This window comes from Mucilaginibacter sp. PAMB04274 (assembly GCF_039634385.2).
In the GTDB taxonomy this organism is placed as follows: domain Bacteria; phylum Bacteroidota; class Bacteroidia; order Sphingobacteriales; family Sphingobacteriaceae; genus Mucilaginibacter.
The window spans coordinates 2,179,227-2,203,578 of sequence record NZ_CP155081.2; the positions used below are offsets into that span (position 1 = coordinate 2,179,227).

A 24,352-nucleotide genomic window follows, 5' to 3' on the forward strand; every position below is an offset into this window, starting at 1 on the left:
GCACCCGCCAGCTTTAGAAAATTCAGGCGCAAAGCATTAAGTATGATTCAGCAATTTTAACTACCAGATCAAGTGTGCACATAAATATTAATTATGGAATTGGTATTAGAAGCAAAGAGCCTCAGCAAGAATTACCCTCTATTAGACTGGAATCCATAAAAAAAAGGCTATAAATCATCGATTTATAGCCTTTTTTTTACATTTAGACCTTAATTCGTGGAGCCGGAGGGATTCGAACCCTCGTCCAAACATGGTATAAGGTAAGCTTTCTACATGCTTAGCTCTGTTAATTTGTCGGGAAGGGGAAGGTCAGTTGCTCACCTGTACCGTCTTCCGTAGGTGCTTTATCTCGCTCGCTTATCACACCTTAAGCAAGCCAGTTTCATCTGTCGATGCCCCGTATGCCGATCCGATGAAACGGAAAACCGGCGGGACAAAAGCTATGCTAATTCTAAATTAGGCAGCTAAGGCGTAGTTATTTTCGCCATTTGTAAGTTTGAGCGTTCAGATTATAGCGCTAATTCACACAACGCGCTGCATGCTTACTTACTTATCTCCATCCTGTCAATTCCGGTCGACCCCATTTCTGATCTGCGTATGCAGGTGATTAAAGTAATCACAAATGTACAAAATTCGCGCCAGATAATTAACATTCTAGTAGTTGTTTTAACAATGTTGGCATATTAGTAGTTGAATATCTTTTTAAGTTAAAGATGAAATAGACCTTTAAGTAAGCATATACTAAATACAATAGCTACCATCCTTTACTAACAAAAAAAGCCGTTGCAATTAAGCAACGGCTTCATATATAACTTAAGTTTATAGTTAACTCGCTATTGACAGATCGTTATTAATGCAATTATTGATATGACGCATCATTTCGTTTGCAGTCATATCCCAAGAGTTAAGGGCAAGGAAAGTATCGACTTTTTTGAGCCATTGTTTTCTGTCAGCAACGGCCAGTTCCTGATCAATAGCCTGCACAAACTCCTGAGCCGTTGCGCCGATGTGCACCAGGTTTTTGGTGCCATAAGGGTTCACCACATCTTTGATAGGCGTGGATACCACCGGTATGCCTGCTGCCAGGTACTCAGGCGTTTTAGTTGGACTGATAAAGCGGGTGGACTCATTCAGTGCAAAAGGAATGAGGGCTACATCCCAGCCCGATAGGTAAGCCGGCAGTTCCTTGTAGGTCTTTTGTCCCAGATAATGGATGTTGGCATTCTTGGGCAAAGTAGCCGGGTCGATCTTTACAACCGGGCCTATGAGCATGATCTGCCAATCGGGTCTGGCATCAGCAATACCGCGAATGAGTTCAATATCAAAGCGCTCATCGATCACCCCGTAAAAGCCCAGCTTAGGACCTTTAATCCCTGCCTGATCCTGCGGTTCTGCTTTGGCTTTGCGGGCCTTGGCAAAGTGTTCCTTTTCAATGCTGGAAGGGAAGGGGTAGATGTTGGCATGCTGATTTTTTTTAGCCTCGTACAGTGAGTGACCACCGGTAAAGACCACATCAGCATACTTCATGAGCTTCTTTTCCATGTCTTTAAGCGCTTTAGGGGCATTCTTAAAGGCAGAAAGCTCGTCCATGCAATCGTATATGATCACCTTAGGCGTATGTTTTTCGGAGAAAGACATGGCCATGGGTGAGTAGTACCAGAAGGCAAAGTCTTCTAAGTCTTTGTCTTGTAAAAACTGATTAAGCAGGCTGCCCACGGTGCTGGTCACTTCCTGTTCAGAAAGGCCGTGCGGCAGGTGAGGTACACCTACAAAAATGTTGCCCTCGCGTGGTGAAAAAGAAAGGCTGGCCTCGGAGCAGTCCTCAAAAAGCGGCTCTTCTAAAAAGTAAACTTTAAAGTAGGCAGCAAAACGGCTCAGCAAATGTTGTGGACGCTGGTACACAAAGTCCCAGCGCAAATGTGAAAAGCATAGCAGGTTACGAGGGGCAGTCTTAATCATTTTTTTCATAGGAGTAAAGGCATTAAAATCAATCTGTTAATACTACAATTAAACTGCCTTTTTGGTTTAGTACCTAATTGAAAATTGTATTTATTTCCTGAAAGTTAAGTGTTTTATAGGTAAAAACGCAGGTATTTATACGCCGTGGTGAAAAAATGAATCTGGTAAGTTTGCTGTAAATATGAGATGTTTTGCGCATCCGCCTTTACAACTTGTATTGGTTTGGTAGCCTGTACTGATAAACTGTGTTGTTTCTAAATTAAAACATATTAACTAATATGGCAGCTAATAAAGCTCTTAAACTTAAATTCACTTACCTACATCAGTTGTTTACCAGTACTGTATTGCAACAGTATTATCCTAACGGATACGTTCTGTATAAGGTTAGCCTTAAAGCAGGCAAATATTGGTTTTTAAAATATGATGGTCAGTGGAAGGTATTTGGTGATTTTAAGTTAGGAAAAAGTCTTAAAGAGCTGATCATTACCAATATTGAACATGCGGTTCAACAACAGCAGAAAACTACTGCACCTAGTTGATCAAATGATTTAAAAGTAAAATAATTAATTATAAAGAAAACATGCTTGGTTGATTGTTGTTAAAACATTTGTACTTTCAGATGCGTGGACTCTAAATGCTGTTGTAATTTAAATAGACAAGATAACAGCTGATAGGTTCGATACTCGCCGGTTTAAATAATGTGAATTAACTTAAATTAAACTAAGCAAAGTATGTTTTATCATGACAAGAAGCTACAGTACGAGGTACGTGTAGAAAAACCAAACCCCGCATTCGCTAAACTACTCCAACAGGCCATAGGTGGGATTGAAGGTGAGATCAGAGTGTGTTTACAGTACTTATTTCAGGCTTGGGGTAGCCGTGGCCCAAATAAATACCGGGATATGCTTTTAGACACCGGTACCGAAGAGATTTCCCATATTGAAATGCTTAGCACCGCTGTTGCTCTTAATCTTGAAGGGGCAACTACTGAGCTTAAAGATAAGATTGTTGGTGAAAATGCTATTGTTGGTAGCATTTTAGGAGGTATGGATCCCCGTCACGTATTATCATCCGGCCTTGCAGCCATGGCGGTTGACGCGAATGGCGTTCCTTTCAACGGTTCATGGGTGGTAGGTAGCGGCAATATTGCGGCCGATATGTACGCCAATGTTATGGCCGAATCAACAGGCCGCGTTTTAGCCACACGTTTATGGCAATTAACTGATGACCCGGGCATGAAAGACATGCTCGCCTTTTTAATAGCGCGCGATTCTATGCACCAGAACCAATGGTTGGCCGTGCTTGAAGACTTAGGGGGTTTGAACGTTAATCTACCAATTCCTAACACATTCCCGGAAAGCGAGCAGGTAAATGAGTTTGCTTATGCTTTCGTTTCAACCAATATTGAGAAACCTGAGCCACCAAATGCACGTTGGGCCAGCGGCCCATCAATTGATGGTAAAGGCGAGTTCAAATATGTATATGCCCAGCCTATGGGCCAGGAACCTAAACTGGCACCACCCGATCCACAAGGGTTTGCCCAGGCCCAGCAAATGACTGGTGGTGCAGACAAAGGTATCCTCGAAAATATAAAAGATACCATTTTGCCTTAAATAGTAGATGATTGCCAGCCTGTAGCAACTATTGCTGTAGGCTGGTTTTTGTTGATACCATTTTAATCATATTAAAATCAAGGTTATTTCGATTAATTTTCACGGCCTATCTGTTGGTGATCTGATAACGGCTTAGACCTGATATTTGGCTTTGAGCCTGTTGGCGGTGCCGCACTATTTACGCCTGTGGTTTTTGTGTAGTGCTTAAACGGGAGCATTGATATGAACCGCCCAGTTAGAAACGTATGATCTTCATTGTAACATGGCGTATGGACCAATAGATGCCGTATGCATGAAGGTGTTAGTCAAGCCTTTGGCTATGATGGCCGTAAAAACAAGCAGGATCAATAAAATTTATACCCATCAACGCCACATTCATGTAAGGTAAGCTTATTTGTTCTATACCAATATAAAAGTGCACTTTTTTGAAACGTAACGGCCTAATAATAAGCCTAGAGAAACGCAAGATCAGAGAACGCTGTATTTATACTACGCTAGTGCCACGCGATTTACTTTTTGAATTGCTTTGGAAATGTATACATGACGGAATATCATCGGCAATGATCGTTTAAATCAGCAAAAAAGGAAAAACCTATTGAAAATATTTTCGTTAAAGTGTTTAAGAAAGTTATTGAGCTGCGGAAATAGGTTAATAAGCCCATAAACTAATCAGTAGGGATACTTTAGCCGATAGAGTAGCGTTTTTTAGATACTATGATTGAAGAGATAGCACACCCTAATTATAGCTTAACCAAAAGCAAAGAAGAAATAATTGCCGACGAAGGATATATCAATCCACTACCTCGTGCAGTTATCCGTCCCAACTCCTTTTTATTACTGGATGGCGATTGGAAATTTGCCGTCGACCCTGAAAATAAAGGCTTGACCGAAGGTTGGTATGTTGCACACCAATATAATGACACTGCGCAGTGGCCGGGCAGTGTGGAAATGCACATGGCTAAGTCACATCCACTTCAATCGCAGCAATGGCATGATAATATCGTGGTGTGGTATGAAAAGGAATTTCCGATGCCTGAACTGGAGGTTGATGCCCACTCACCGCAATCATTGCTGCAGTTAACATTTGGCGCATGCGGGTACGAGACGCGAGTTTGGCTTAATGGTTTACCACTCAAAACAATTGAAGGTGAGGAGCTGCATATTGGTGAAACTACATCGTTCTCGTTTGAGTTGGATGCAGCCATTCTTCACAAAAATAACCGCTTAACCGTGCGCATTGCCAGTACTATGGATGCAGATACGCCCCGTGGTAAGCAGGAGTCATCAGTTTATAAGCGCGGCGGCATTTGGTACCAGACGTACACAGGTGCAGTCCGCAGCATTTGGCTTGAAACCGTAGAACGCAACCGTTTACGCTCTAGGGTAGGGGTTGTTAGCTTTGTTGAAGATAACTTGGTACGGTTTAACTTTACTACACGCATACACGACCCTGGTTTGTATACCATCAGGCTAAAGGTATTTAACCGAAAGCAAGAATCGCCAGACCCGATAACCACAGATGAGTACCAGTTAGCACTTGAGGCCGGTGAGAAGCAGCAGAGGCTGGTTATTGAGATACCTGACGCCAGGTTGTGGTCGCCTGAGGATCCGCATTTATACCGTCTTGTAGCACAACTGATTGACTCTGACGGTTATATTGCCGAAATAGAGACAAATTTTGGTTTACGTAAAATTGAATCTAGAGGGAGCCGGATTTACCTGAACAATAAATCGATCTACCTGGATGGCATACTCTACCAACCCGGGGTGGCTACTTATGAGCAGATAAAAAAACATATGTATGCCATGAAAAAGCTGGGTTGTAACCTGGTGCGCATACATATTGCAGGGGTAGACCCACGTATTTATAACCTGGCCGACAAGTTGGGCATGTTATTATGGGTAGAAGTACCCAGTCCACACAGGTCTACGCCCAAAAGCCGTGCAAACCACCATGATGAGTTGATGCGTATGCTAGCGCTGATATCCACACACCCATCAGTTATAATCTGGAGCTTGTACAATGAGGACTGGGGCGCACAAGATATTGCAACAAACCCCGAAACTCGCCAGTATATTATAGACATGTATCATTACATGCAAATTAGTCAACCTCAGTTTTTGGTGGTTGATAATGATGGATGGCAACATATATCTTACCAGGGTAAACTAAAAAGCGATTTGCTTACGGCACACTTATACACGCCCGAGCGTGAGAAATGGTGCCAGGTATTAGATGAATTGGTTGCCGGTAAGCAGGTGGGTGTAGCTGCGTTTCCACTCGTTGTGGGCGATCCGTTCTTTTTCCGTAAACAAGTTCCGCTAATTGTTAGCGAATGGGGCGGCTTTGGTTTTGTTGACTACGGTGGCCCTGCTAACGATCAGGAACGTACCGAGCAGATAGCTTTCTTTAAAAAAGAATTACGTAAACGGCCTATAGCCGGCGACGTGTATACACAGGCCACCAATATTGAAGATGAAGTAAACGGAATTATAGATTTTGAAACAGGTGATCTAAAAGTGCCCGAAGGTTTACTTAAATCAAGCCAAGAGGGTGATGCAGATACGCTACCTCAAAAATCATAACTTTTAATTCTATTATCAGTTTTTGCTATCAGTCTGGTACTTGTTATTTAACAATACCATGATTGATAGCAAATTTTATTAATGCTGCAGTGTTACGTGAACCGGTCTTATTCAGCATGTTCTGTCGGTAATTTTCAACTGTACGTTTGCTTGTAAACAGCTTTTCTGCAATTTCATAATTAGTATAGCCTTCTGCCATAAGCGTAAGTATTTCAATTTCACGCACTGAAAATTCTGTGTCCGGACTAATTTCTACAGGTGTTATCTGCGGCATTTGCTGCATCTTGTTAAGCAACGCCATAGATGATGAAGTACAGATGTACTGACCATTATTATAAATATGTCTTACTGCAAACAGCAATTCAAATACATCAATAGTTTTGTTAAGGTAACCTTTTGCTCCGGCTTGTATGGCTTGTAAAATACTTTTCTCATTATCCATCATAGAAAGGAACGCTATCTTACTGTTTGGTGCCATTTCCTTTAATAGTCCAAGCATTTCCATAGCATCCATTCCAGGCATATTAATTTCTGCTAAAATAATATCAGCCTGAACTTTATTTTTGATGAGTTCAACTACCTGTTCGCCATTATCGGCTTCACCAGTAACAGTTATGTCAGCCTCAGCTTCTAACAGTGTTTTGATTGCTTTTCTGACCAGAACATGGTCTTCCGCTAGTATGACATTTATCATAAAGTTTTTCTTAGTATAAAACGTGGTAAAAAACGTGGTTAGATATTATTACAATTATAACCAAAGGGAAAATTATTTCTTTAATGGTAAACACCTGTTTAGTTAATATAAACCCTCAAATCGCCATGTGGTTATTACTCGAAATGATTGGTGAAATACTTGTTTTTAAAAAATGCAACTGGGGCTTTACGCATTAACTACCTGTTAGTTACACAGATATACCAGCTTATTTTTATATAATCAGCTCAGAATCAACAAATAAAACTGCTTGGAATATTAATATTTGTTAATAATTACTTCAGGGAGAAATAATGGGGAGGTTTATGTCAAATATTAACTAATACTGAAGTATTGTTGCTTTTTGATACTTATACATTGGGCGTTCAGTATTAATACTGAACTGTGTATTTTTTATTGAAGTTAAATTTGCTTACGCTTAACGCAAATAGCGTTGGGTAAGCTGGATATTGGTCCTGCAAAATTTATTTAGCTGTTTTACATGAAAAAGAATTATTTTTTTAATTTGCTGCTGTCCCTTTCCAATATCTTATTTCCTATTATCAGTTTCCCTTATGTATCAAAAGTTGTTGGGCCTTCCGGCGTAGGCAAAGTACAGTTTATTACGTCATATGCACAATACTTTGGATTAATCGCTGCTCTGGGCATACCCGTGTATGGCATACGCGAGATAGCTAAAGCAAAACATGACCGTAGTAAGCTTAACAATGTATTTTCCGAACTGTCGGTTATTTATTTTGGAACAAGCTTAATGTTGGCGGTAGTTTATTTAGCCAGCTTATTTTTCATAGCAGATTTCAAATCCAACCCCGATCTGTATTTATGGTCTGTTTTATTGGTGTTATTAAGTTTCACCTCAATCGACTGGTTTTACGAAGGATTAGAACAGTTTCGAACAGTAGCCATCCGTTCTATTGTTATAAGGGTGTTTTCGTTGATAGCCATGTTTGTTTTGATTCATTCGGGCAAAGATTATCACTGGTACCTGCTCATCATCATATTCACAACGCTGTCTAATAATGCGGTTAATATGGTAAGGCTACATAAAAGCGTGTCGGTTAAACTAAAAGGACTTGATTTAAAGCGGCACCTTAAACCACTATTTCTCATATTTAGTACTACGATAGCTACCAGCATGTATACTATGCTGGATACAGTTTTGCTTGGCTTTTTAGCTAATACGCATGCTGTTGGCTTATATACGGCTGCTGTAAAGCTTTCTAAAATTGCCCTACCTATAGTAACCTCCTTAGGAATGGTGCTCATACCTGGTTTGGCTAAAAACCTGTCATTGCGAAATTATAACGATGTGCAAGTTACTTTAAACCGCTCATTTGCGTTTACGGCATTCTTTTCTATTCCAATAGGATTTGGGTTGGCGTTATTGGCTCCTGAATTTATAGTTGCTTTCTCAAGCGCCAAATTTCTGGATGCTACGCAGGCTATGCAAATACTTGCTATACTGCCGCTCACTATAGGTTTTGGTTATTTGTTCGGGTTCCAGATTTTGGTTCCGGATGGCAAGGACAAGCAAATGCTGTTTTCTGTATTGGGTGGAGTAGTTACCGGTTTGGTGCTCAATTTTACGCTCGTGCCAAGATTAGAGCATGTAGGCGCAGCCATCGCTAATGTGGTTTCGGAAATGGTAGTAACCGGGTTTTTTATTTATTTTGTTAAAAAGCTATATACATTTACTTTTTCGCTTCGTCCGCTTATCACAGCTGCGGCAAGTTCACTGGTATTTATCCCCATCATTTTATTTTGTCGTGCGCAGTATCACAATGTATATTACCTGATACTTACTGCAGTACCCGCATGTGCGCTATTCTACATCTTATTTCAAAAGCTGTTATTTAAAGAACAGTTGATCAATGAGGTTATACAGCCTTTTGTCACCAACAAGTTCTTATCTGTTAAACGCAGTTTATCTGCTAAAAATCCTCAAATTTATGGTTAAGGTTTCAGTAATAATACCCAATTATAATCACGCTTGTTATTTGAAGCAGCGTATAGATTCTATCCTGAAGCAAACATACCAGGACTTTGAGATTATTATACTTGACGACTGTTCACCTGACAATAGCCGGGAAGTAATAGAAACGTATCGCGACAATCCTAAGGTAAGTAATATAGTTTTTAACGAAATAAACAGCGGTAGTACCTTTAAGCAGTGGCAAAAAGGTGTTATGCTAGCCAAAGGTGATTTTATTTGGTTGGCAGAAAGTGATGATTGGTGCGAGCCAACTTTGCTGGAAACCTTGATGGAAGGCCTGTTGGCCAATCCAAATGTTGGGCTTGCATTTTGCCAGTCATGCTATTATTATGAGCCTAATATAGTAAAGGAAACCACTTATTATCCTTTCTATGCCAATACCGAGAATGGCCGTGGGTTTATCCAAAAATACATGCTTAATGGCAACAACGTAGTAAACGCCAGTATGGCCGTATGGCGCAAAGAGCTGTTTAACCGTGTAAATACGGAGTATACCCAGTTTAAGTTTAGCGGCGACTGGCTTTTTTGGGTATCACTGTTACAGATATCAGATGTGTTTGTATCAGGTAAGATACTAAATTACTTCCGCAACCATAATAAAGATGTAAGCAGCCGCTTTTACAGTACAGGTAACAACTTTATTGAAAACGTGCGCTTGTATAAGGTGTTACATCAACGTAACATCATTGATAAATCGCAGCTTACAACATTAGTTAAAAGACAGTACACTATATTTTTGAGTGTAAAGCATTCTGTAAACCGAGATAATCTTCCAAATATATATCGTGCTTTTGAGGAGGCAATGGGATTAAACGAAGTCACGAAAACATATTATTCGTTACGGCAACGGCTTTATTTAATTAAACAAGCTTTATTGCCAAAGCCAGCCCATTAATAATCTATTTATTTACCTCTACAAATAGAGGCGTTTCTGTTACGGTGAGCGCTACGGTATTGTTGCTAACGCTTTGTTGGTGGCTCTGCATAGCATCGGTGCCAGCATGCAGTTGATGTACAGTCACTTGTTTTACGCCGGGTAACGAAAGATTATAAGCCACGTTTTTCCCCGTTTGGTCGGGGATGGTTAACACATAGATAACCTTGTTGCCGTTTCGATATACATCAACTAATGGTGTTTTGGATATGGTTTCACGGTAACTGTAATTGCCTAACAGATTTTTGGTTTGCAATATGTAATCGGCGGCCGGCCTTCTCTTCAGGTCGTTTGTAACCAGTCCGGATGAAGCATACTGTGTAGGATTGGCCAGGTTGTCGTCAAAGAGTTCATAAAAGAACACTTTTTTAATGCCAAAGCGAGCGTACAGCAGCGATGTACGAATGGTCCAGTCGGCCTGGGTTTTTAGTTCATCTTTGTTGCCAACCTTTACAGCGCGTTGGGGGCTTTGCTGGTTTATATCATATCCAGCTTCTGTAACCCAAACCGGTAACTTGTAAGTTTGAGCTAAGGTTACAAAATCGGCCGCTACCTTACCCGCTTCAGACAGTTCAGGCGCTATTCCCTGAGTGGCTTTGCCGTTGTTAGATTGGTGGTCGTTGGAATACAGGTGAAAATTGATCACATCAAAACATAGATTGACAGAACCATCTGCTTTATAGCCCCTGTTCTGCTTGCACCAGTCTATCATTTTAGCTACATATTGCACATCGGTTGCGGCCAAACCGGCCATAACAACTTGCATCTTAGGATCTGCGTTTTTTACGCCCACTCCTTTACCTAATGTGCCTTTATGCCCATCGTAAAAAGCTGATAAGTTTGCGGCGTATTCTTCAGCGCTTTGGTGTGCTTTATCGCCTTTCCACCATTTGTCGCGCTCGTTATCACATTCAATGTACTTAATTAAACCTAAGCCTGTTTTAACTTCATTAACTTGGTCGCCGGTCCACCGCGGAGTAGTATTTAAGGTTAGGAGCGCTTTTTCAACATTTAAGTTGCTGCCATACCTGGCCGCAAACTGAAAGCCCGCCTTAGCCTGCAATACATAGCTTTTAGGTTGTAACTTGTCAGAGCCATAAGGCATCGGCACGTTCTCGGCATCGCGCTCGTTACCGGGGTAAGTTTGTAACAGCCAGTCAGGACAGGTTTTCAAGCATACCAGCACGTCTATATTTTCTGTTTTGCATCGCTGGTACATGGCATCCAGGTTCCAACCACCGCTATGGGTTGGGCTAAATGTGAACTGTCCTTGTTTGCTTTCTATACGTCCCCAATCGAGGTAGTGCCTTACGCCTGCAAAAGTTTTAATCACCTGCATTTTAGGCTCATAAATTTGCATGCCGTTATTTACATCGGCCGGGTTTTGCAAAAAATTCCATTCAAAGGCATTAACGCCAAGCAAATTCTTAAAAGCTGTAGTGTCGCCTTGTGCAAGCGGCGTACTAACCACACTAATTGCCTCCTCAGTGTGGTTAAATTTGCGACAGTCTATTAAAGAAGGGATAGTTAATAAAAAAAGGAAAGCAACTTTACGGGTAACAGCCATCATCACCAATACAATATCAAATATGTAAAACTGCATCAGCATACGTTATGGCTTTAATTTAGGTTATAGTTGCGCTAGCTTTTTATTCTTATGAATTGAAGATATATTTTAAACACTTAAATTCTTGCGAGTCGAGATCTATGCCAAATTGGGCTACCCAGTCCAGATAATTCAATATAACGCTGTCAGTTCTCGGGTCGAATTTTCGGGCATACAGCTTTCCACAAGTGGTTAATGCCACCGCATCAGCCGTGGTTATAGTAGTGGGGTGCAAATGGCCAGCCGGAAAATTAATGTAGCGTAAATTGTCGTTTACTAAAGTATCCTTAAGAGGTGAGTTACCCAAAATAGTTTGAAAGATAAATTCATCTGGTGCAAAACTCATTCTGAAGTAGCGTTTAACATCCGGATGTGACTCGAGGTAATTAATCATAAACTCGGCACATTGCGGCGTGATAGTAAACCACTGCGAACGGCCATAAGGTATCAGGCCAGCAGGAACCCTTTTTTTTATCCTTAAAAAGTTAACAGCATATTGCAGAAGGTAATGACCCGGGAATTTATAATCGCCAAAATTAAAATTTTCAACACGGTGAACACCGTCCATCCATCCTTCGCCAATTACCGGCGAATCTAAAAATGATTTGTCAGTGTTATCCTGAAAAAAGCGCTGTATCTCATCTGCTGATTTTAACGGATAATCCTGCGCACTTAACAAGTTGATATGGCTGTAAGACCTTTGAGCATGCAAGATTTCATACATGCCGTCTAATGTAGCTTGCACCAGACTATAAGTTCCCCAAACCACCGAGGTACGCTTTTTCACAAAAAAAACATTACTACACTGCAGGTGTATAAAATCTTTTATTTTGGATTTAGCATCCAGGTGTATATAAATATCGGCATCAGCATGCTGCAGGCGATTAATCAGGCGTTCGAGTTGTTTTGGATAGGCATGGGCCAGAATTAAGTGTGCTAATTTAGAAGGCATGTTTTTAGATAAGATGTTTAACTATAGTGGTTAGATGATGACTATAAGTTAGGGTATAGGATGGTGAGAAGTTGTTTTCTTCTGCGTGTTATAAGCGTTAATATCAATGGCTTTTATAATGGCTTCGTATATCTCATTTACGTTGTTGGTCCAGGTGTGTCCTGCAGCAAACCCTTTGCGGTTAATACGTGCTTGTGGGCTGTCTTCAACCAGTGCTTTTCTAATTAATGCAGGGTATTCCTCTTTAGTAGATGCCGTATAAGTGTGTTTTTCGAACACTTTCATTGCTTGTGTTTTTGTTGCTACCACCGGTTTGCCCATGGCCAGGTATTCGTCTATCTTACGTGGGTAATTGCCAATGGTAAGTTCATTCAACACCTGCGGATTTATACATACATCAAAAGCGTTAATATAAGCAGGTAATTCTGCCGGAGCTTTAGCGCCTAAGAAGTGTACATTATCTAACTGGTGCAGTTTACTGTTAATGAAGCTTTCGTCCTCCGGCCCAATAAGAACCAAGTTCCAGTCCGGGTTGTTCAGTGCTATGTGTACCAGTATATTAATATCAAGTCTTGCAGAAAACAACACACCTACGTAACCAATAACAGGATTACCGATACGCGCTATATCAGCCGGAACTACGTTAGTATCCACGTCAGTAAAAGTAGTTAAGTCGCAACCCTGGCCAACGTAATAGGAGTGAGGGTTATATTTTTTGCAGTAATCCGTCAAATATTCAGAGTTAGCTACGCATAAGTCGCTCTTGCTAATCAACATAGGTTCCAGCTTTTTACCGTGATGGCGGTAATAATCAGTAGCCAGCAAGTAGTCACGCGAGTAATAGATGCTTAAGTCTGGCTGGAGCAGCTCTTTCAAATAGAAGCTTCTGAACATATCGCTGTCGTTAAAAATGATGACGTTTTCAAACCCCAAAACATGTAAAGCCTTTTTTATGGCGCTTGCAAAAAGTTTGTTGTTACGTTTATTTAACAGATCGAAAAGCCAGTGAGCTTTAATCCAGTTGATCGACTCAATTAATTTATCTGGATAAAGATTCCATAAGTTAGGGCCAAGCTGTACCAGGTCTTCCTGCTCATGCCTTATAACAGCCATACGTTTCTGAACCTTCTCATCATGGCGTTGCCTTAACATGGTAATACGGTCCAGCGGTGGGTTTACGTAAAGCACCCGGTTATATTTACTAAACTCGAGTGCAATGTTCTTGCAATTGCTACCTATCTCAATATCCCAGGCTTGCTGGCCAACTACCAAAATATCTCTGTTTTTAATCATAGGGTTATGTTTTTAAGGTGGTGATGGTTTTGTTGATTTTGCTGCAGCTGTTTGTCGAGCTTAAGCGTAGTGCCAATTAAGGCTATAGCCAAGTAGAAATAGATATTTATGGGAAACTGTACCAATGCCTCCTGTGGGTAATTGCCTATGCTCAGCGCAAATACAACCAGCACCATAGCCAGGCAGTAATGTTTTAACTCATTGTTCTGGATAGCAAAGTAATTAGTGATGCCTTTTTGCAGAATCACAAAGAACAATGCACATAACAGCGCCAGGCCAATCCAGCCGCTTTCTACAGCTACACGTACATAGCCGCTATCTGGTGGAAAAGATGCCAGGTAAGTGCCGGGCGAAAAACGTTGCCCCCAGGTACCGGTGGAGCCGAGGCCCCCGCCAATTGGATGCGTTTGTATGTAGGGTTGTATACGTTTTTGGTTGTTCTTTCTTACGTTGAACGAAGCATCATCTGATGGCCGGAAAGCTGTTTGGAACCGCCATAGTGCCGTGTTAGTTGTAGGTACCCGTATAAGCACGGCAAATCCCATAGCAAAGATGATCCCCAGTATCAGTGTTTTGGCGTTAAGCTTGAGCAGGAAGAACAAGAACAGCCCCGCTGGAAGGAGAATAAATGCACCCCTGATGCCAGCGTACAGCGTTGCCATAGCAAAGAGCATCATGAGCAGCACTAACGTTACCTTTTTTAATACTGATTTGGTAACAAAAATGAGCACAAAACAAAGTAAGCTGCTGATTGCCATGTTATAAGCAGCAGCAACCGGATCAGAAAAAATGCCAAATCTGCGCCAGCGTCCTGCCTGGAAGTACAAGCTGGATGCACTTGGATCAGCGTCGAGCCATTTCTGCTCAAACGGCAAAAAGCCATGAAACTCTTGAAAAATGGCATAAACCGCGGCAAATGCCGATAAGCCAATCCAGGTTTTGAATATAAGCCTTATAAAACCTGCTGACTTTATATGAAATGCAAACAGGTAATATGTAAGTGCCACAATGCCTATAGTACGTATGGTAAATAACCAGGCCACACGTGATTGTGCGTAAGGGTTAAACAGTTCCAGGGTGTTGTATAAAATCCACACCATCATCATTATGCTTACCGAATCATCAAGGAAGCGCCATTTCTTATCGTACTTGTGCTTGATAATAAAGCCCACAACCAAAAGAATGAGCAAGCCATCCATAACGGTACCCATAGGATAGTTGAGTACCATACGGTTAATCCACATGATGAGGTATGAGCTAATCAACAGCGTCATGATACCGAACTTCGGATAGGCAACTATGGCATATACCATTGGTAAGCCTATAACCAAGCCGAGTATAGTTAGTGCTGCCGGAACGCCCCAATGTATAATTGCAGCGCTCAGAATCAGCGCTACAAGCGACATAATCAGGTATCCCGCCGGTTGATAAAACAGGTCGGTCCAGCTATATGTCTTTATTTTCTTAGTTAACATCATTCCGTATTTTTAAAACAAAACGATTTTAAGCAGGAACCCTGACATGATTATAAATGCTATTGCAGTTGCAATTAACTTTAATGCTTTTTGCCTTGGGTTTAGTTGCGCCTGCAAATCGTCTTTCAAACTTTTATAATGCTTGTCCATTTGCGTTGCCTTAAGATTTAACGGCTTCTTTATAGGTTACAGGTACTTTGTTTAGTACCCAACCCAGCATTTTGCCGTTAAGGCTGTGCAGGTATTTAACTCCTGCCTTAGCACCGTTCTTGATACTTTGATTGTTTTCAAAAACGGCTATGGTTTTGTCCGAAAACTGCATCCATTCTTTTGATTTAGATAAAGTGTCTAGTGAGCCAGTCTCAATAATGATGACATCGAATTTTGACTTCAGATCATCAAGGCGTTTGCGAATGCTGGATTGATTGCTGATCTCGAATAGTGAAGTATCGCCGCCACGGTTGCCTATAATGCTGATACGGTCCATGCCGCCTTGTATCTGAGGTGTTTGTGTGCTCAGGCGTTGAATGGTGGTTGTAATGCTATTATTGGCGTCTATATCCTGCAGCCTGATGAGTTTGTCGCTCTCTGCGGCGTCGGCAATTTGTGTGTAAATAGTGCTGTTTTCAAACTCTGCGCCGCGCAGGTAATCTTCCAGGTAAAGCTTAGGCTTAGCTGTCTCGCTAATAAGCGGGTTACTGAAATTACCGTCAACCAACAGTACTTTTTTGTTGCTTATAGCGTATGCATAAGCTAAACTGAACGAAAAGAGTGTTTTGCCTTGAGTGCCGTTTAAACTGGTTATTGCAAATATTTTATCTTTCGAGGCTACGCGGTCGATCTCAAACCTGATGTTGCGCAATAAGTTCCGGAACAGTGTGATGCTGCCACTAACGTATTTTTCTTGTTTGGGCTGTATCTTCTTTCCTGCCATTTCGGGTACCAGGTTCAGTTCGCCTATTACCGGCATTTTCGTAATGCGTTCCAGATCTTCACGGTTGCGTACACAATCGTCTATGTAGAAAAGCAAGAGCACGATCACCATGCACAAGGCAAAGCTTACGACGCCGCTTACTGCAACTAAAAATATTTTTTTAGACGGTTGCTTGGCACCCGACAATGCTGAATGTAATTGACGCAGTTGAACCGGCATTATGTTGGCAACATTGGCTTGGTTATACTTATCCTGCACATCCAGGTACTCTTTGGTAGCCACGTCTATATCCCGCTCTAACGAGTTTACTACAGCTTCGGCAGGCACCAGCGAATTTAGGCGTCCTTTTAGCTGACTAAGTTGGCGATTTAGAGAGCCTGAACTGTAACGGGCCAGCTCCAGGCTGTTCTCCATTTTTAGTTTCTCCTGCACCAGGTTGTCTTTAGCGGCTAAAGGGTTAGATATATATTTATCAGTTGATTCGTTAATTTGCTCAGAAAGCACATCTTGAAGGGAGTCAACGCTCTTTTTATAGCGCTGATCAAAGTTGTTCTCTAAGTATTTATTATTCATAACCCGTAATCGCTCGCGGGTGGAGAGAATGCTGCTGTTTACCTTAGCAGTTGTTGACTCCAGGTACCGGCGATCTCTCGGGTTAAAGCGACCGTCTATACTTTTCAATGCGCCTCTGTAAGCAATAACATCTTTATCTGCCTGCTGACGGTAACTTTCAAGACTGCTAATCTGTCCGTAAACATCCTTCGCCTCGTTTGTCATGTCGAGGATGTTGTGTTTGATCTTATAATTCTGCAGTTCGTCAATTTTTGCGCGCATTGCCGTTTTCTTCTCGTTGAGCAGGCTTGCCAAAAATTCAGTAGATTTATACCTGCCTTGACCAACATAGTTGGTATAGTAGGTAATAAACTTGTTTGATAACTGGTTGATGATAAAGGCCGATAGAGCAGCATTTTCGGTTTCACATTCCAGGATGATGAAATCACTGCCGTCAAAATGGTAAATTTTGAGGTTCTTTTTTAACAATTGGCCAGCATCATAACCCATCGAAGCCGTGAGCGAGTCTATATTCTTTTCTAACGGGTTAGAGGGATTGAGCAAGCCAAACGATTGCTGCTTTTCTTTCAAGGTCGACACGATCTTTTTGCCCATAGCGGGGCTAAAGTCTTCTGCCTTGTTCATTTTACGAAACGGTTTGCCGCTGGTAAGATCATGAATAACTAACTGATAAGAAACCTGACTCATTACCTTATCCAGTTGCATGGTTTCGATCAGGTTAGTAAACTCGTCATTGCGCCTGTTATCGTTGCGGTTATTGTTATCCAGTACTTGTTGTGATTGATCGATGAGGCCTGTTATGATTTGCGTTTTGGCCACGTAGGTATCAGGCAGATAACGTACAAAAGCATATGCAGCAATCATGGCAATTACTGGTATGATGATGAGCATCAATTTGTGCCTTTTTAGCAGTAAAAAATAATTTCTGATTTCCATTACTTCACATTTTCTAATTTATCGCCCAGTAATTCTTCCAGAGCCGATTTGGTGGTAAATACACCAGCTTCGGCATGTATAAGTTGCTGATTTTGCTCTGCAGACAGGATTAAAGCCCGTTGATAGTCATCAAACTGAGCTTCGCCTTTCTCAAACTTATACCGTAGCTGTTTAACCAGGGCCTCGGCATCGGTGTAAGATTTGGTACGCAGCCTTAGCTGCCCCATTTGCTCTAAGTAGGCAAAGTATCTTTCCTTTACCAGGGCAGTGATAGTTAGGTTATATTGCCTTTCTTGTAATTGGGCAACTTTATATTCTAGTTTGGCTTCTTTGGTGGCAAATGGCTTTTGGAACAAACTGCCCAGATTGAGGCTAACACCTAATTGGTAACCGTTAAATAAGTTGGGGTCAACAATATCAACTGTACGGTTTGGCCTGTAAAAGTAAGATACGTTAAAGGCGTCGAGCCAACTTACCTGGGTTTGAGTAATCTTGTTTTTAGCGATAGCTGTTTGCTGGCTTCGTGCTGTTACCTCAGGGTAATTTTTTTGTGCAACACGCACCAGTTTATCGACGTATTCGCCGGATACCCGCGGGACTATGCTTTCCTGCGATTTCACAATGAGTGTTTTAGTGGAAAAGAGCAGGAGTAGTAGAGGCAATTTAAATTTTTGAATGTTCATGGTATGTTTGACGTTTAAGCTATACTTGTTCCTTTTGTATGAGCGCCGGGAACGTTTTGAGAATTATCTTTAGATCGAGCCAGAAAGAGCACCTTTGCGCATAGTAGTTGTCCAGTTCTTTGCGTTCCTGCTCCGAGACATCGCGTTTACCGCGTTTGGTTATTTGCCACAGTCCGGTTAAGCCGGCCGGGCCCAAAAAACGCATAGACCACTCATTTGAAGTCAGCAGTTCAGCCTCATAAAGCGGCAGCGGACGATTACCCACAAAAGACATATCACCCAGCAGGATGTTAAAAAGCTGTGGTAATTCATCAATACTGGTGTTGCGTATAAACTGGCCAACCTTGGTTATACGTGGGTCATTAGCTACCTTAAAAAAAACAGCCTTATCAGTTGAGTTACTGTTTTGGCTGTACATATTTACTTTTTGAAATTCTGTCACTTTACTATCTGCATCAGTTTGCATGCTACGGAATTTGTAAAAGTCGAACACTTTATAACCAGTGCCTACGCGTTTGCTACGATAAATAATCGGCCCCGGAGACTCCAGTTTAACCAGCAATGCAACAACACACAACAGCGGCGCCAAAAACAAAAGCGTTAACGCCGAGCATACAATATCAAAAAGGCGCTTGCTTGGCGGCATGCGGTAAATAAACTCCTTTTGATAATCAAGAATTTGATGATTGTTATTGTAAGGTTTGAGTATCCTTAACTTAAGCAGTAGTTTAACGCGCTCATGCAAATGCACAATGCTAAAAGGATACACATAAAAGTCATGAACTTTTAAAGCTGCAGCCCTTTTTTTCCATTCCTCGTTATCAAATTTTGAAAGTAATACGATCAAAATATCCCGCAAATGCTCGTCCTTACGCAACGCTTCAATAAAGCTAAAGCATTGTTCGGCATCATCCACCTCCATCATCAAAACATCAGGCATCTCCAATACTGATAAGTGGCGAATAGAGTTGCTCAGCTCATCAATAGTTTCAAAGCAATTTATCAGATAAGCGTCGGGCATTTCTGCCTGCACCATCTCTTTAAAATCTTTTCCTGCGTAGCCGATATTTATCTGCCAGGCAGATATCTGGTTTTGGGGCATTTCAAGCCATTGCAGATTTGTATTCATGTAGCAGCGTATTAATTTTAAAAATGAGGTAAGATGGATTGAAGGGCTTAGAGATAATGGCGCCCACTTGGAAAGCAACGTTCTTGATTTTAGCCTCTATATCATTAGCATGAGAAAGGACTATAACTGGCGTGCTGTTAAAAATGCCGCTGTACTTAAGGTGCCTGATGAAGGAAGCACCATCCAGATAAGGGAGTTGGAATTCGGTAATGATCAGAGCTGGCTTGTTGCCACTTTCTAACCACTGCAGAGCATCAACCGAACTATTTTTTGTTACAAGATCAAATTGATCGGACAAAACCGCATATAGTAGTTTAAGCATGTTCCATTCACTGTCCACAATCAAAATCTGCTCTTTTAGCTTCGTTTTCTTGGTTATACTTGGGTAAAGTCTCATCATTATTAATATTTAATTGTTATGACCTTTTAAGTATTTTTTCGAATGGGTTAATATTCGTATACTATTTGCCTTTCGTTTACAAATTGATCACATGTTAGGGGAGAGATGTTTAACCAATAGTTTACGTAACAAAGGTAGTTGGACATATTTTTGCCCATGGAGTATATTTACCTGAGTAGTATATGTTTTAATACCTGTTTTTAAACAGGTATTTATTTTAATTTTAATTAGCGATGATTTTAATTGCGACTTTTATAAACAAAAGCTCAAATATTTAAAACTTTTAGCAATTAGATTGGTATACCGGCTCGTAACAAGTCATTCATTTGGCCTTATTATTTGAAGTATCATAATGCATATTGCCATTAAGAACTGCTTTATAGCTGTAGGATAGTTTGGGAAAGATGTGCTTTAAGCAGTAGTTAAAAGTACTTTAGTAGGTGTGCAGTTTTTTGGAAACAACTGTGATAGGCATGGTCAGTAAATAATATATTTAAGTTAAATATCTATTCTCAACTTTGTTAAAGCGTGTTAGTTGATTGGAAAGATTAGCGCAATATCAAATAAAAAACAATGAAGACGTGATAGATCCGAACTTCCAATTATTAAGTGTAGCCTTTAAAAAAAGCCATTATAAACGTGTGTGCGCTTCATAATGGCTTTGTTTACAGAAAAACGGTTAATGTAAATGAGTGCTAGTATCAACTACTGACAAAGAATACAAATTCGGGCCTTAAATTAATTGGAGTTGGCTGATTACCACGATAGATAACCTACGATGGCCTTGCATTTAGGTCTGGGGAAAACGATAACTTAGCGTGTTACCACCTAAGCCGCCTCAAAATCGGTTGTGCGCCCAAGTATGGTAAAGCTTTCGGCCAATACTTCAGTAGTTTGTTTTTTGTTTCCGTAGCTGTCTATGAAGTCGCGTTTGCGTAATTTACCTTCAATGTATACCAGCTTACCTTGTTGCAAAAGCCGGGCCGCCACATCAGCAAGGCCACGCCACATTATAATGTTATGCCACTCGGTTTCTACGCCTTTTTGATGATTTTCTGATGTGGCCAACGGGAAGCTGGCTACAGAAATGCCCCCATCTAATTGTCTGATGAATGGGTCTTGACCTAAGTGGCCAACCAGAATGACCTTGTTAATTCCTACCATGGGTATTTTGCTTAAATAGTACTGCACAAAAATGAGCATTCGGATTTTCACGCTCTTGTATTAATACCTCAAAAACACTTCTGTAAATACCCAATATGGTTGCGGAAAAATGCACAAAAAAAAGCGGGATAAGCATTTCGGCTTATCCCGCTTTTTATTTCCTTAAGAGGATTATGCAGTTAAATATTTGTTCATATGAGCAAATAATACGATATCTAAGCCGTAAACGTCTGGCCTAAACTGTAATGTCCCAGTTTCATCAAGCCAGCAAGTCATGTAAGTTAAGTAGACACCTACTTTGTTCGGCAATTGAATATCTTCCGGATTAGGATTATCCATACCCATGTCAGTCTTAATGGTTTGGAATTTATTGCCGTCGCCAAATAGCGCATGTGCCAAATCCAATGGACGTTCAACACGTACGCAGCCATGGCTCACCGCACGCATTGGCTTGTCAAAAGCTAGTTTGGCAGGGGTATCGTGCAAGTAAACGCTACTGTTGTTTTTAAACAGGAACTTGATTTTACCTAATGCGTTATCATCACCAGGACGTTGTTTGAAATCATACTCATCTTTATTGGCTGATGCCCAGTCAATAGTTTCAGGATCTTCAACAACCTGTCCGCCTTTGTAAGCATCAATATTGTTATTGGCCAGGTAATAAGGGTCCTGTGCAGCCCGAACCATAATTTCTTTACTGGCAATACTTTTAGGTATGTTCCAAACCGGGTTAACCTGCACCGAATAAATCATACTATTTAACTGTGGCGTTTCCCGCGAAAACGGACGGTCTACCTTATCACTTTCATCATACTCAACCAAGTTGTCGGCACGGTCAATGTTACGGCCTTCGCCCACGCAAACTTTCATATTCATAACCGACTTGCCATTCTCCACTACGTCCAGGCGATAGTCAGGGATGTTCACCAGTACAAATTTCTTTTCTGTCGGTTTGTTTTTCCAGCGCAAGCGCTCCAGGTTTACTTTCAATATGCGGTCAGTCTCTTCAGGAGTTTTGCCAGGCACTTGTACATTACTCATTAATGCTTTCTGTAATGCTATATACTGCGGGTTTTTAGGCTGAATACTATCCAAAAAATGCTTCATATCTGCAATACCGAATACTTTACTCATTGATACACTATCAGGACGTAATGTTTTGGTAAAGTAACGGGCGTAAATTTTACGCGGACTAATTACGCCGTATTGCAAGGCATTGGTGTAATTAATAAGTGAATTAGCTAATAGCACCTCAAGCTCCGCCATGTTTTGGTAGGCTTCTTCGGTAGTTTTAATAGCGTCTTTGCTATAAAATTTATTAACCAGGTTATTCACCTCATCTGCCTGAAACATTTTTGGATCCAGGCCGTGCTCGCCGGAGCGTTTTAGGTAAGTAGCCAAAGTTTTTAAATCTTCACCAGCCATATGGTCAAGCACTAAGGCAGGGTCATAACCATTCTGCTCATAGAAGGTGGTTATAAGTACTGGGTTTTTAAGTTTGCTTTTTTTTGCGGCCAGTACCTGTTTAAATACCGGCTCGAAGCCCTCGGGTGTAACTTTGTTGAAAGCCTTGTTCTTATTTACTTTGTAAATAGTTTGGGCCATATCAGAGCGCTTAGTTTTATGGCAGCTCTCGAGTACAACCAGTAGCGTGGCACAAACCGCTGTAATAAGCAAAGGCCACCTTGCTATTTTGTTTTTTTGGATAATTGATATCATAGGTAAGTTCGATGTATGTGTTCATCTGTAAGCAATCACTATACCACAAGTGCTATTGTATCGAATTACCTGTACTTTGGGTTATTCGCAGCACTTCTTTTGCGCTTAATAGTGCCTTCGGGCAGTTTTGATGGCTTGGCTGGAACTGATTGGGAATCGGCTTGTCCTACATAAGTAAACTCTAGTATACAGCCTCTGTAGCTTACACTATGCGGGTAGTGCGCAGAAGGGCCCGACGATATGGCGTTGCTGTCAACCGCCAGGTAAATGCTTTTTCCGCCTGGGGATATAGCTATATCCCTGTAACGTACATTGCCTTTAAAATAATTTAAGGTATCGCTAATAATTTGGTTGCCTTCAGCGTCCAATTTTAAACGTACCAGCTTACTGCCCTTTAAAGCAGGCAGTAGCAGCGAATTTTGCCAGCCTGGTATAGCCGCCGATGTATAAACTTCTATACTGCTTGGTGCTTCAGATGGCCACTCGGTATCCTTCCCGGTGTTGTTTTTTACACCTTCAAAAAGATTTTGTAAAAAGTTATGGCTATTGGGGTAAAGTGTTTTGATTGGATTGCGATATAATACTAAGCCAATTTTTGCTGCATTTTTCTTTTCATCAGTAATTAACGGATACGTTGTGTGCCATGTACCTGGAAGTATTTCTTTATCTGAAACACTGGCCGCTAATCCGTTGTAGTTGCCATCCGCATAGCCAATAATAAGGGGATGCCCGTAATTTTTTCCCTTCTCCACAATATTAATCTCATCATCAGAATAGGGCCCATGTTCAGACGAATAGATTCGACCTTTACCGCCAACAACAGCGTAGCTTAAACCCTGGGCATTACGGTGCCCGTAACTCCATACTGCGTTTTGCCGGCTATTGTTAAACGGATTGTCGTTAGGTATCCAACTATCAAACTTACCTGCGTCTGTATCAGGCTCAACATTAAAGCGCAGTACTTTGCCTTCGTAGTAGTGCGTATCCTGTGCATGATTAGGGCGACCGCCATTATTAAATTGCCCGGCGCCTAAATCGCCAACGGTATAAAAAAGATAATCTTTACCGTTAACCGGCGCTATCATCAACCTGCCACCATTATGATCATTACTGCCGGGTATGCTGTCACAAAGCGTTATGGGATTAGTAAGCTTCTGTTCGGCTGCCTGGTACTCGTATCTAATAATGCGGGTTGTAAAATAACATCCTCGTTCACCAATCTTGCATCCATTGCCAGTACTATCGGCACCTGCAAAGTTGTATATATAAGCTAGGTAAACGTAGGGCTTACCTTTAAGTATGCCCGGATGCAGAGCCATACCCATAAGCCCGCCTTGGGGCCAGGGCTTGCCACCACTAACCTCTTTCTTCATTTTATCATATCGTGGGAAATTCTTTTCCCGGCTCAGATCCAGCAATACGGTTTTGGTGCCATTCGCCGGGTCGATTCGGCTTACCCTGTAGCCGCGGGCCTCGGTTACCCATAGCTGGCCGTCGGCACCATAAGTTATCTCCCATGGATCGCTTAACTTATCGGCCACAATGCGTACTGCAAATTTTTCATGCATGGGGCCTTCAATCACTTGAGCATTTGCATTAGCCATACAACTAATTGTAAGTATTAGGGTAAGTAATTTCTTCATGGTTAATTTTTAGACAATTAAAACCGCGTAGTTGTTCTGAATACCACC

The 24,352-nt window shown here is 41.3% G+C and carries 18 protein-coding genes and 1 other RNA gene; 5 read left to right on the plus strand and 14 right to left on the minus strand.

Features of this window, described 5'->3' with window-relative positions:
• Positions 1-214 precede the first annotated feature (214 nt).
• Both ssrA and ABDD95_RS09245 read right to left on the minus strand, forming a co-directional pair.
• Positions 215-582, minus strand: a transfer-messenger RNA (tmRNA) gene (gene ssrA, locus ABDD95_RS09240).
• A 243-nt stretch (positions 583-825) separates the two neighbouring features.
• Positions 826-1,968, minus strand: a complete 1,143-nt coding sequence (locus tag ABDD95_RS09245; RefSeq protein WP_345951599.1) for a glycosyltransferase family 1 protein — start codon at positions 1,966-1,968, stop codon at positions 826-828.
• A 269-nt stretch (positions 1,969-2,237) separates the two neighbouring features.
• Between ABDD95_RS09245 and ABDD95_RS09250 the strand changes: the two genes are divergently transcribed.
• The 3 genes from ABDD95_RS09250 (at position 2,238) to ABDD95_RS09260 (ending at position 6,158) form a co-directional block, all read left to right on the plus strand.
• On the plus strand, positions 2,238-2,498 hold the full coding sequence (locus ABDD95_RS09250) for a hypothetical protein (protein WP_345951600.1): 261 nt from the start codon (positions 2,238-2,240) through the stop codon (positions 2,496-2,498).
• 192 nt (positions 2,499-2,690) lie between these two features.
• Entirely contained in the window at positions 2,691-3,572 is an 882-nt protein-coding gene (locus tag ABDD95_RS09255; protein WP_345951601.1) for a manganese catalase family protein, read from the plus strand.
• 714 nt (positions 3,573-4,286) lie between these two features.
• Complete coding sequence (locus ABDD95_RS09260) at positions 4,287-6,158, plus strand: sugar-binding domain-containing protein (protein WP_345951602.1); 1,872 nt, start codon at positions 4,287-4,289, stop codon at positions 6,156-6,158.
• 43 nt (positions 6,159-6,201) lie between these two features.
• On the opposite strand, the gene ABDD95_RS09265 is transcribed toward ABDD95_RS09260, so the two are convergent.
• Positions 6,202-6,852, minus strand: a complete 651-nt coding sequence (locus tag ABDD95_RS09265; RefSeq protein WP_345951603.1) for a response regulator transcription factor — start codon at positions 6,850-6,852, stop codon at positions 6,202-6,204.
• 499 nt (positions 6,853-7,351) lie between these two features.
• On the opposite strand from ABDD95_RS09265, the gene ABDD95_RS09270 reads away from it, so the two are divergent.
• Both ABDD95_RS09270 and ABDD95_RS09275 read left to right on the plus strand, forming a co-directional pair.
• On the plus strand, positions 7,352-8,827 hold the full coding sequence (locus ABDD95_RS09270; RefSeq protein WP_345951604.1) for a flippase: 1,476 nt from the start codon (positions 7,352-7,354) through the stop codon (positions 8,825-8,827).
• Complete coding sequence (locus tag ABDD95_RS09275) at positions 8,820-9,758, plus strand: glycosyltransferase family A protein (RefSeq protein WP_345951605.1); 939 nt, start codon at positions 8,820-8,822, stop codon at positions 9,756-9,758. Before ABDD95_RS09270 ends, ABDD95_RS09275 begins: the two co-directional genes overlap by 8 nt.
• Positions 9,759-9,762: 4 nt before the next feature.
• Here the strand turns inward: ABDD95_RS09275 and ABDD95_RS09280 are convergent, their stop codons facing one another.
• The 11 genes from ABDD95_RS09280 to ABDD95_RS09330 all read right to left on the minus strand — a co-directional run bounded on the left by ABDD95_RS09280 (position 9,763) and on the right by ABDD95_RS09330 (position 24,304).
• Entirely contained in the window at positions 9,763-11,400 is a 1,638-nt protein-coding gene (locus ABDD95_RS09280; RefSeq protein ID WP_352432933.1) for a hypothetical protein, read from the minus strand.
• Positions 11,401-11,452: 52 nt separating this feature from the next.
• The gene (locus ABDD95_RS09285) at positions 11,453-12,355 is read right to left on the minus strand and encodes a beta-1,6-N-acetylglucosaminyltransferase (protein ID WP_345951607.1); all 903 of its coding nucleotides are present in this window, start codon (positions 12,353-12,355) and stop codon (positions 11,453-11,455) included.
• A 48-nt stretch (positions 12,356-12,403) separates the two neighbouring features.
• Positions 12,404-13,648: a glycosyltransferase gene (locus ABDD95_RS09290; RefSeq protein ID WP_345951608.1), complete on the minus strand. Its 1,245-nt coding sequence runs from the start codon at positions 13,646-13,648 to the stop codon at positions 12,404-12,406.
• Positions 13,645-15,126, minus strand: a complete 1,482-nt coding sequence (locus ABDD95_RS09295; protein ID WP_345951609.1) for an O-antigen ligase family protein — start codon at positions 15,124-15,126, stop codon at positions 13,645-13,647. Before ABDD95_RS09295 ends, ABDD95_RS09290 begins: the two co-directional genes overlap by 4 nt.
• A gap of 157 nt (positions 15,127-15,283) precedes the next feature.
• Positions 15,284-17,566: an AAA family ATPase gene (locus ABDD95_RS09300; protein WP_345951610.1), complete on the minus strand. Its 2,283-nt coding sequence runs from the start codon at positions 17,564-17,566 to the stop codon at positions 15,284-15,286.
• On the minus strand, positions 17,566-18,249 hold the full coding sequence (locus tag ABDD95_RS09305; RefSeq protein WP_345951611.1) for a TolC family protein: 684 nt from the start codon (positions 18,247-18,249) through the stop codon (positions 17,566-17,568). The genes ABDD95_RS09300 and ABDD95_RS09305 overlap by 1 nt, the downstream gene beginning before the upstream one ends.
• Before the next feature lie 19 nt (positions 18,250-18,268).
• Entirely contained in the window at positions 18,269-19,378 is a 1,110-nt protein-coding gene (locus ABDD95_RS09310) for a sugar transferase (protein ID WP_345951612.1), read from the minus strand.
• Entirely contained in the window at positions 19,353-19,778 is a 426-nt protein-coding gene (locus ABDD95_RS09315; RefSeq protein ID WP_345951613.1) for a response regulator, read from the minus strand. Before ABDD95_RS09315 ends, ABDD95_RS09310 begins: the two co-directional genes overlap by 26 nt.
• Before the next feature lie 828 nt (positions 19,779-20,606).
• The gene (ssb, locus tag ABDD95_RS09320) at positions 20,607-20,942 is read right to left on the minus strand and encodes a single-stranded DNA-binding protein (RefSeq protein ID WP_345951614.1); all 336 of its coding nucleotides are present in this window, start codon (positions 20,940-20,942) and stop codon (positions 20,607-20,609) included.
• 171 nt (positions 20,943-21,113) lie between these two features.
• Positions 21,114-22,547, minus strand: a complete 1,434-nt coding sequence (locus ABDD95_RS09325; RefSeq protein ID WP_345951615.1) for a L,D-transpeptidase family protein — start codon at positions 22,545-22,547, stop codon at positions 21,114-21,116.
• Positions 22,548-22,726: 179 nt separating this feature from the next.
• The gene (locus tag ABDD95_RS09330; protein ID WP_345951616.1) at positions 22,727-24,304 is read right to left on the minus strand and encodes a PQQ-dependent sugar dehydrogenase; all 1,578 of its coding nucleotides are present in this window, start codon (positions 24,302-24,304) and stop codon (positions 22,727-22,729) included.
• Between the last annotated feature and the right edge of the window lie 48 nt (positions 24,305-24,352).

Bases quoted from the DNA above. Each gene is read 5' to 3' on its own strand.
- ABDD95_RS09245 (WP_345951599.1), bottom strand. From the start codon at position 1,968: ATGAAAAAAATGATTAAGACTGCCCCTCGTAACCTGCTATGCTTTTCA.
- ABDD95_RS09250 (WP_345951600.1), top strand. From the start codon at position 2,238: ATGGCAGCTAATAAAGCTCTTAAACTTAAATTCACTTACCTACATCAG.
- ABDD95_RS09255 (WP_345951601.1), top strand. From the start codon at position 2,691: ATGTTTTATCATGACAAGAAGCTACAGTACGAGGTACGTGTAGAAAAA.
- ABDD95_RS09260 (WP_345951602.1), top strand. From the start codon at position 4,287: ATGATTGAAGAGATAGCACACCCTAATTATAGCTTAACCAAAAGCAAA.
- ABDD95_RS09265 (WP_345951603.1), bottom strand. From the start codon at position 6,852: ATGATAAATGTCATACTAGCGGAAGACCATGTTCTGGTCAGAAAAGCA.
- ABDD95_RS09270 (WP_345951604.1), top strand. From the start codon at position 7,352: ATGAAAAAGAATTATTTTTTTAATTTGCTGCTGTCCCTTTCCAATATC.
- ABDD95_RS09275 (WP_345951605.1), top strand. From the start codon at position 8,820: ATGGTTAAGGTTTCAGTAATAATACCCAATTATAATCACGCTTGTTAT.
- ABDD95_RS09280 (WP_352432933.1), bottom strand. From the start codon at position 11,400: ATGCAGTTTTACATATTTGATATTGTATTGGTGATGATGGCTGTTACC.
- ABDD95_RS09285 (WP_345951607.1), bottom strand. From the start codon at position 12,355: ATGCCTTCTAAATTAGCACACTTAATTCTGGCCCATGCCTATCCAAAA.
- ABDD95_RS09290 (WP_345951608.1), bottom strand. From the start codon at position 13,648: ATGATTAAAAACAGAGATATTTTGGTAGTTGGCCAGCAAGCCTGGGAT.
- ABDD95_RS09295 (WP_345951609.1), bottom strand. From the start codon at position 15,126: ATGATGTTAACTAAGAAAATAAAGACATATAGCTGGACCGACCTGTTT.
- ABDD95_RS09300 (WP_345951610.1), bottom strand. From the start codon at position 17,566: ATGGAAATCAGAAATTATTTTTTACTGCTAAAAAGGCACAAATTGATG.
- ABDD95_RS09305 (WP_345951611.1), bottom strand. From the start codon at position 18,249: ATGAACATTCAAAAATTTAAATTGCCTCTACTACTCCTGCTCTTTTCC.
- ABDD95_RS09310 (WP_345951612.1), bottom strand. From the start codon at position 19,378: ATGAATACAAATCTGCAATGGCTTGAAATGCCCCAAAACCAGATATCT.
- ABDD95_RS09315 (WP_345951613.1), bottom strand. From the start codon at position 19,778: ATGATGAGACTTTACCCAAGTATAACCAAGAAAACGAAGCTAAAAGAG.
- ssb (WP_345951614.1), bottom strand. From the start codon at position 20,942: ATGGTAGGAATTAACAAGGTCATTCTGGTTGGCCACTTAGGTCAAGAC.
- ABDD95_RS09325 (WP_345951615.1), bottom strand. From the start codon at position 22,547: ATGGCCCAAACTATTTACAAAGTAAATAAGAACAAGGCTTTCAACAAA.
- ABDD95_RS09330 (WP_345951616.1), bottom strand. From the start codon at position 24,304: ATGAAGAAATTACTTACCCTAATACTTACAATTAGTTGTATGGCTAAT.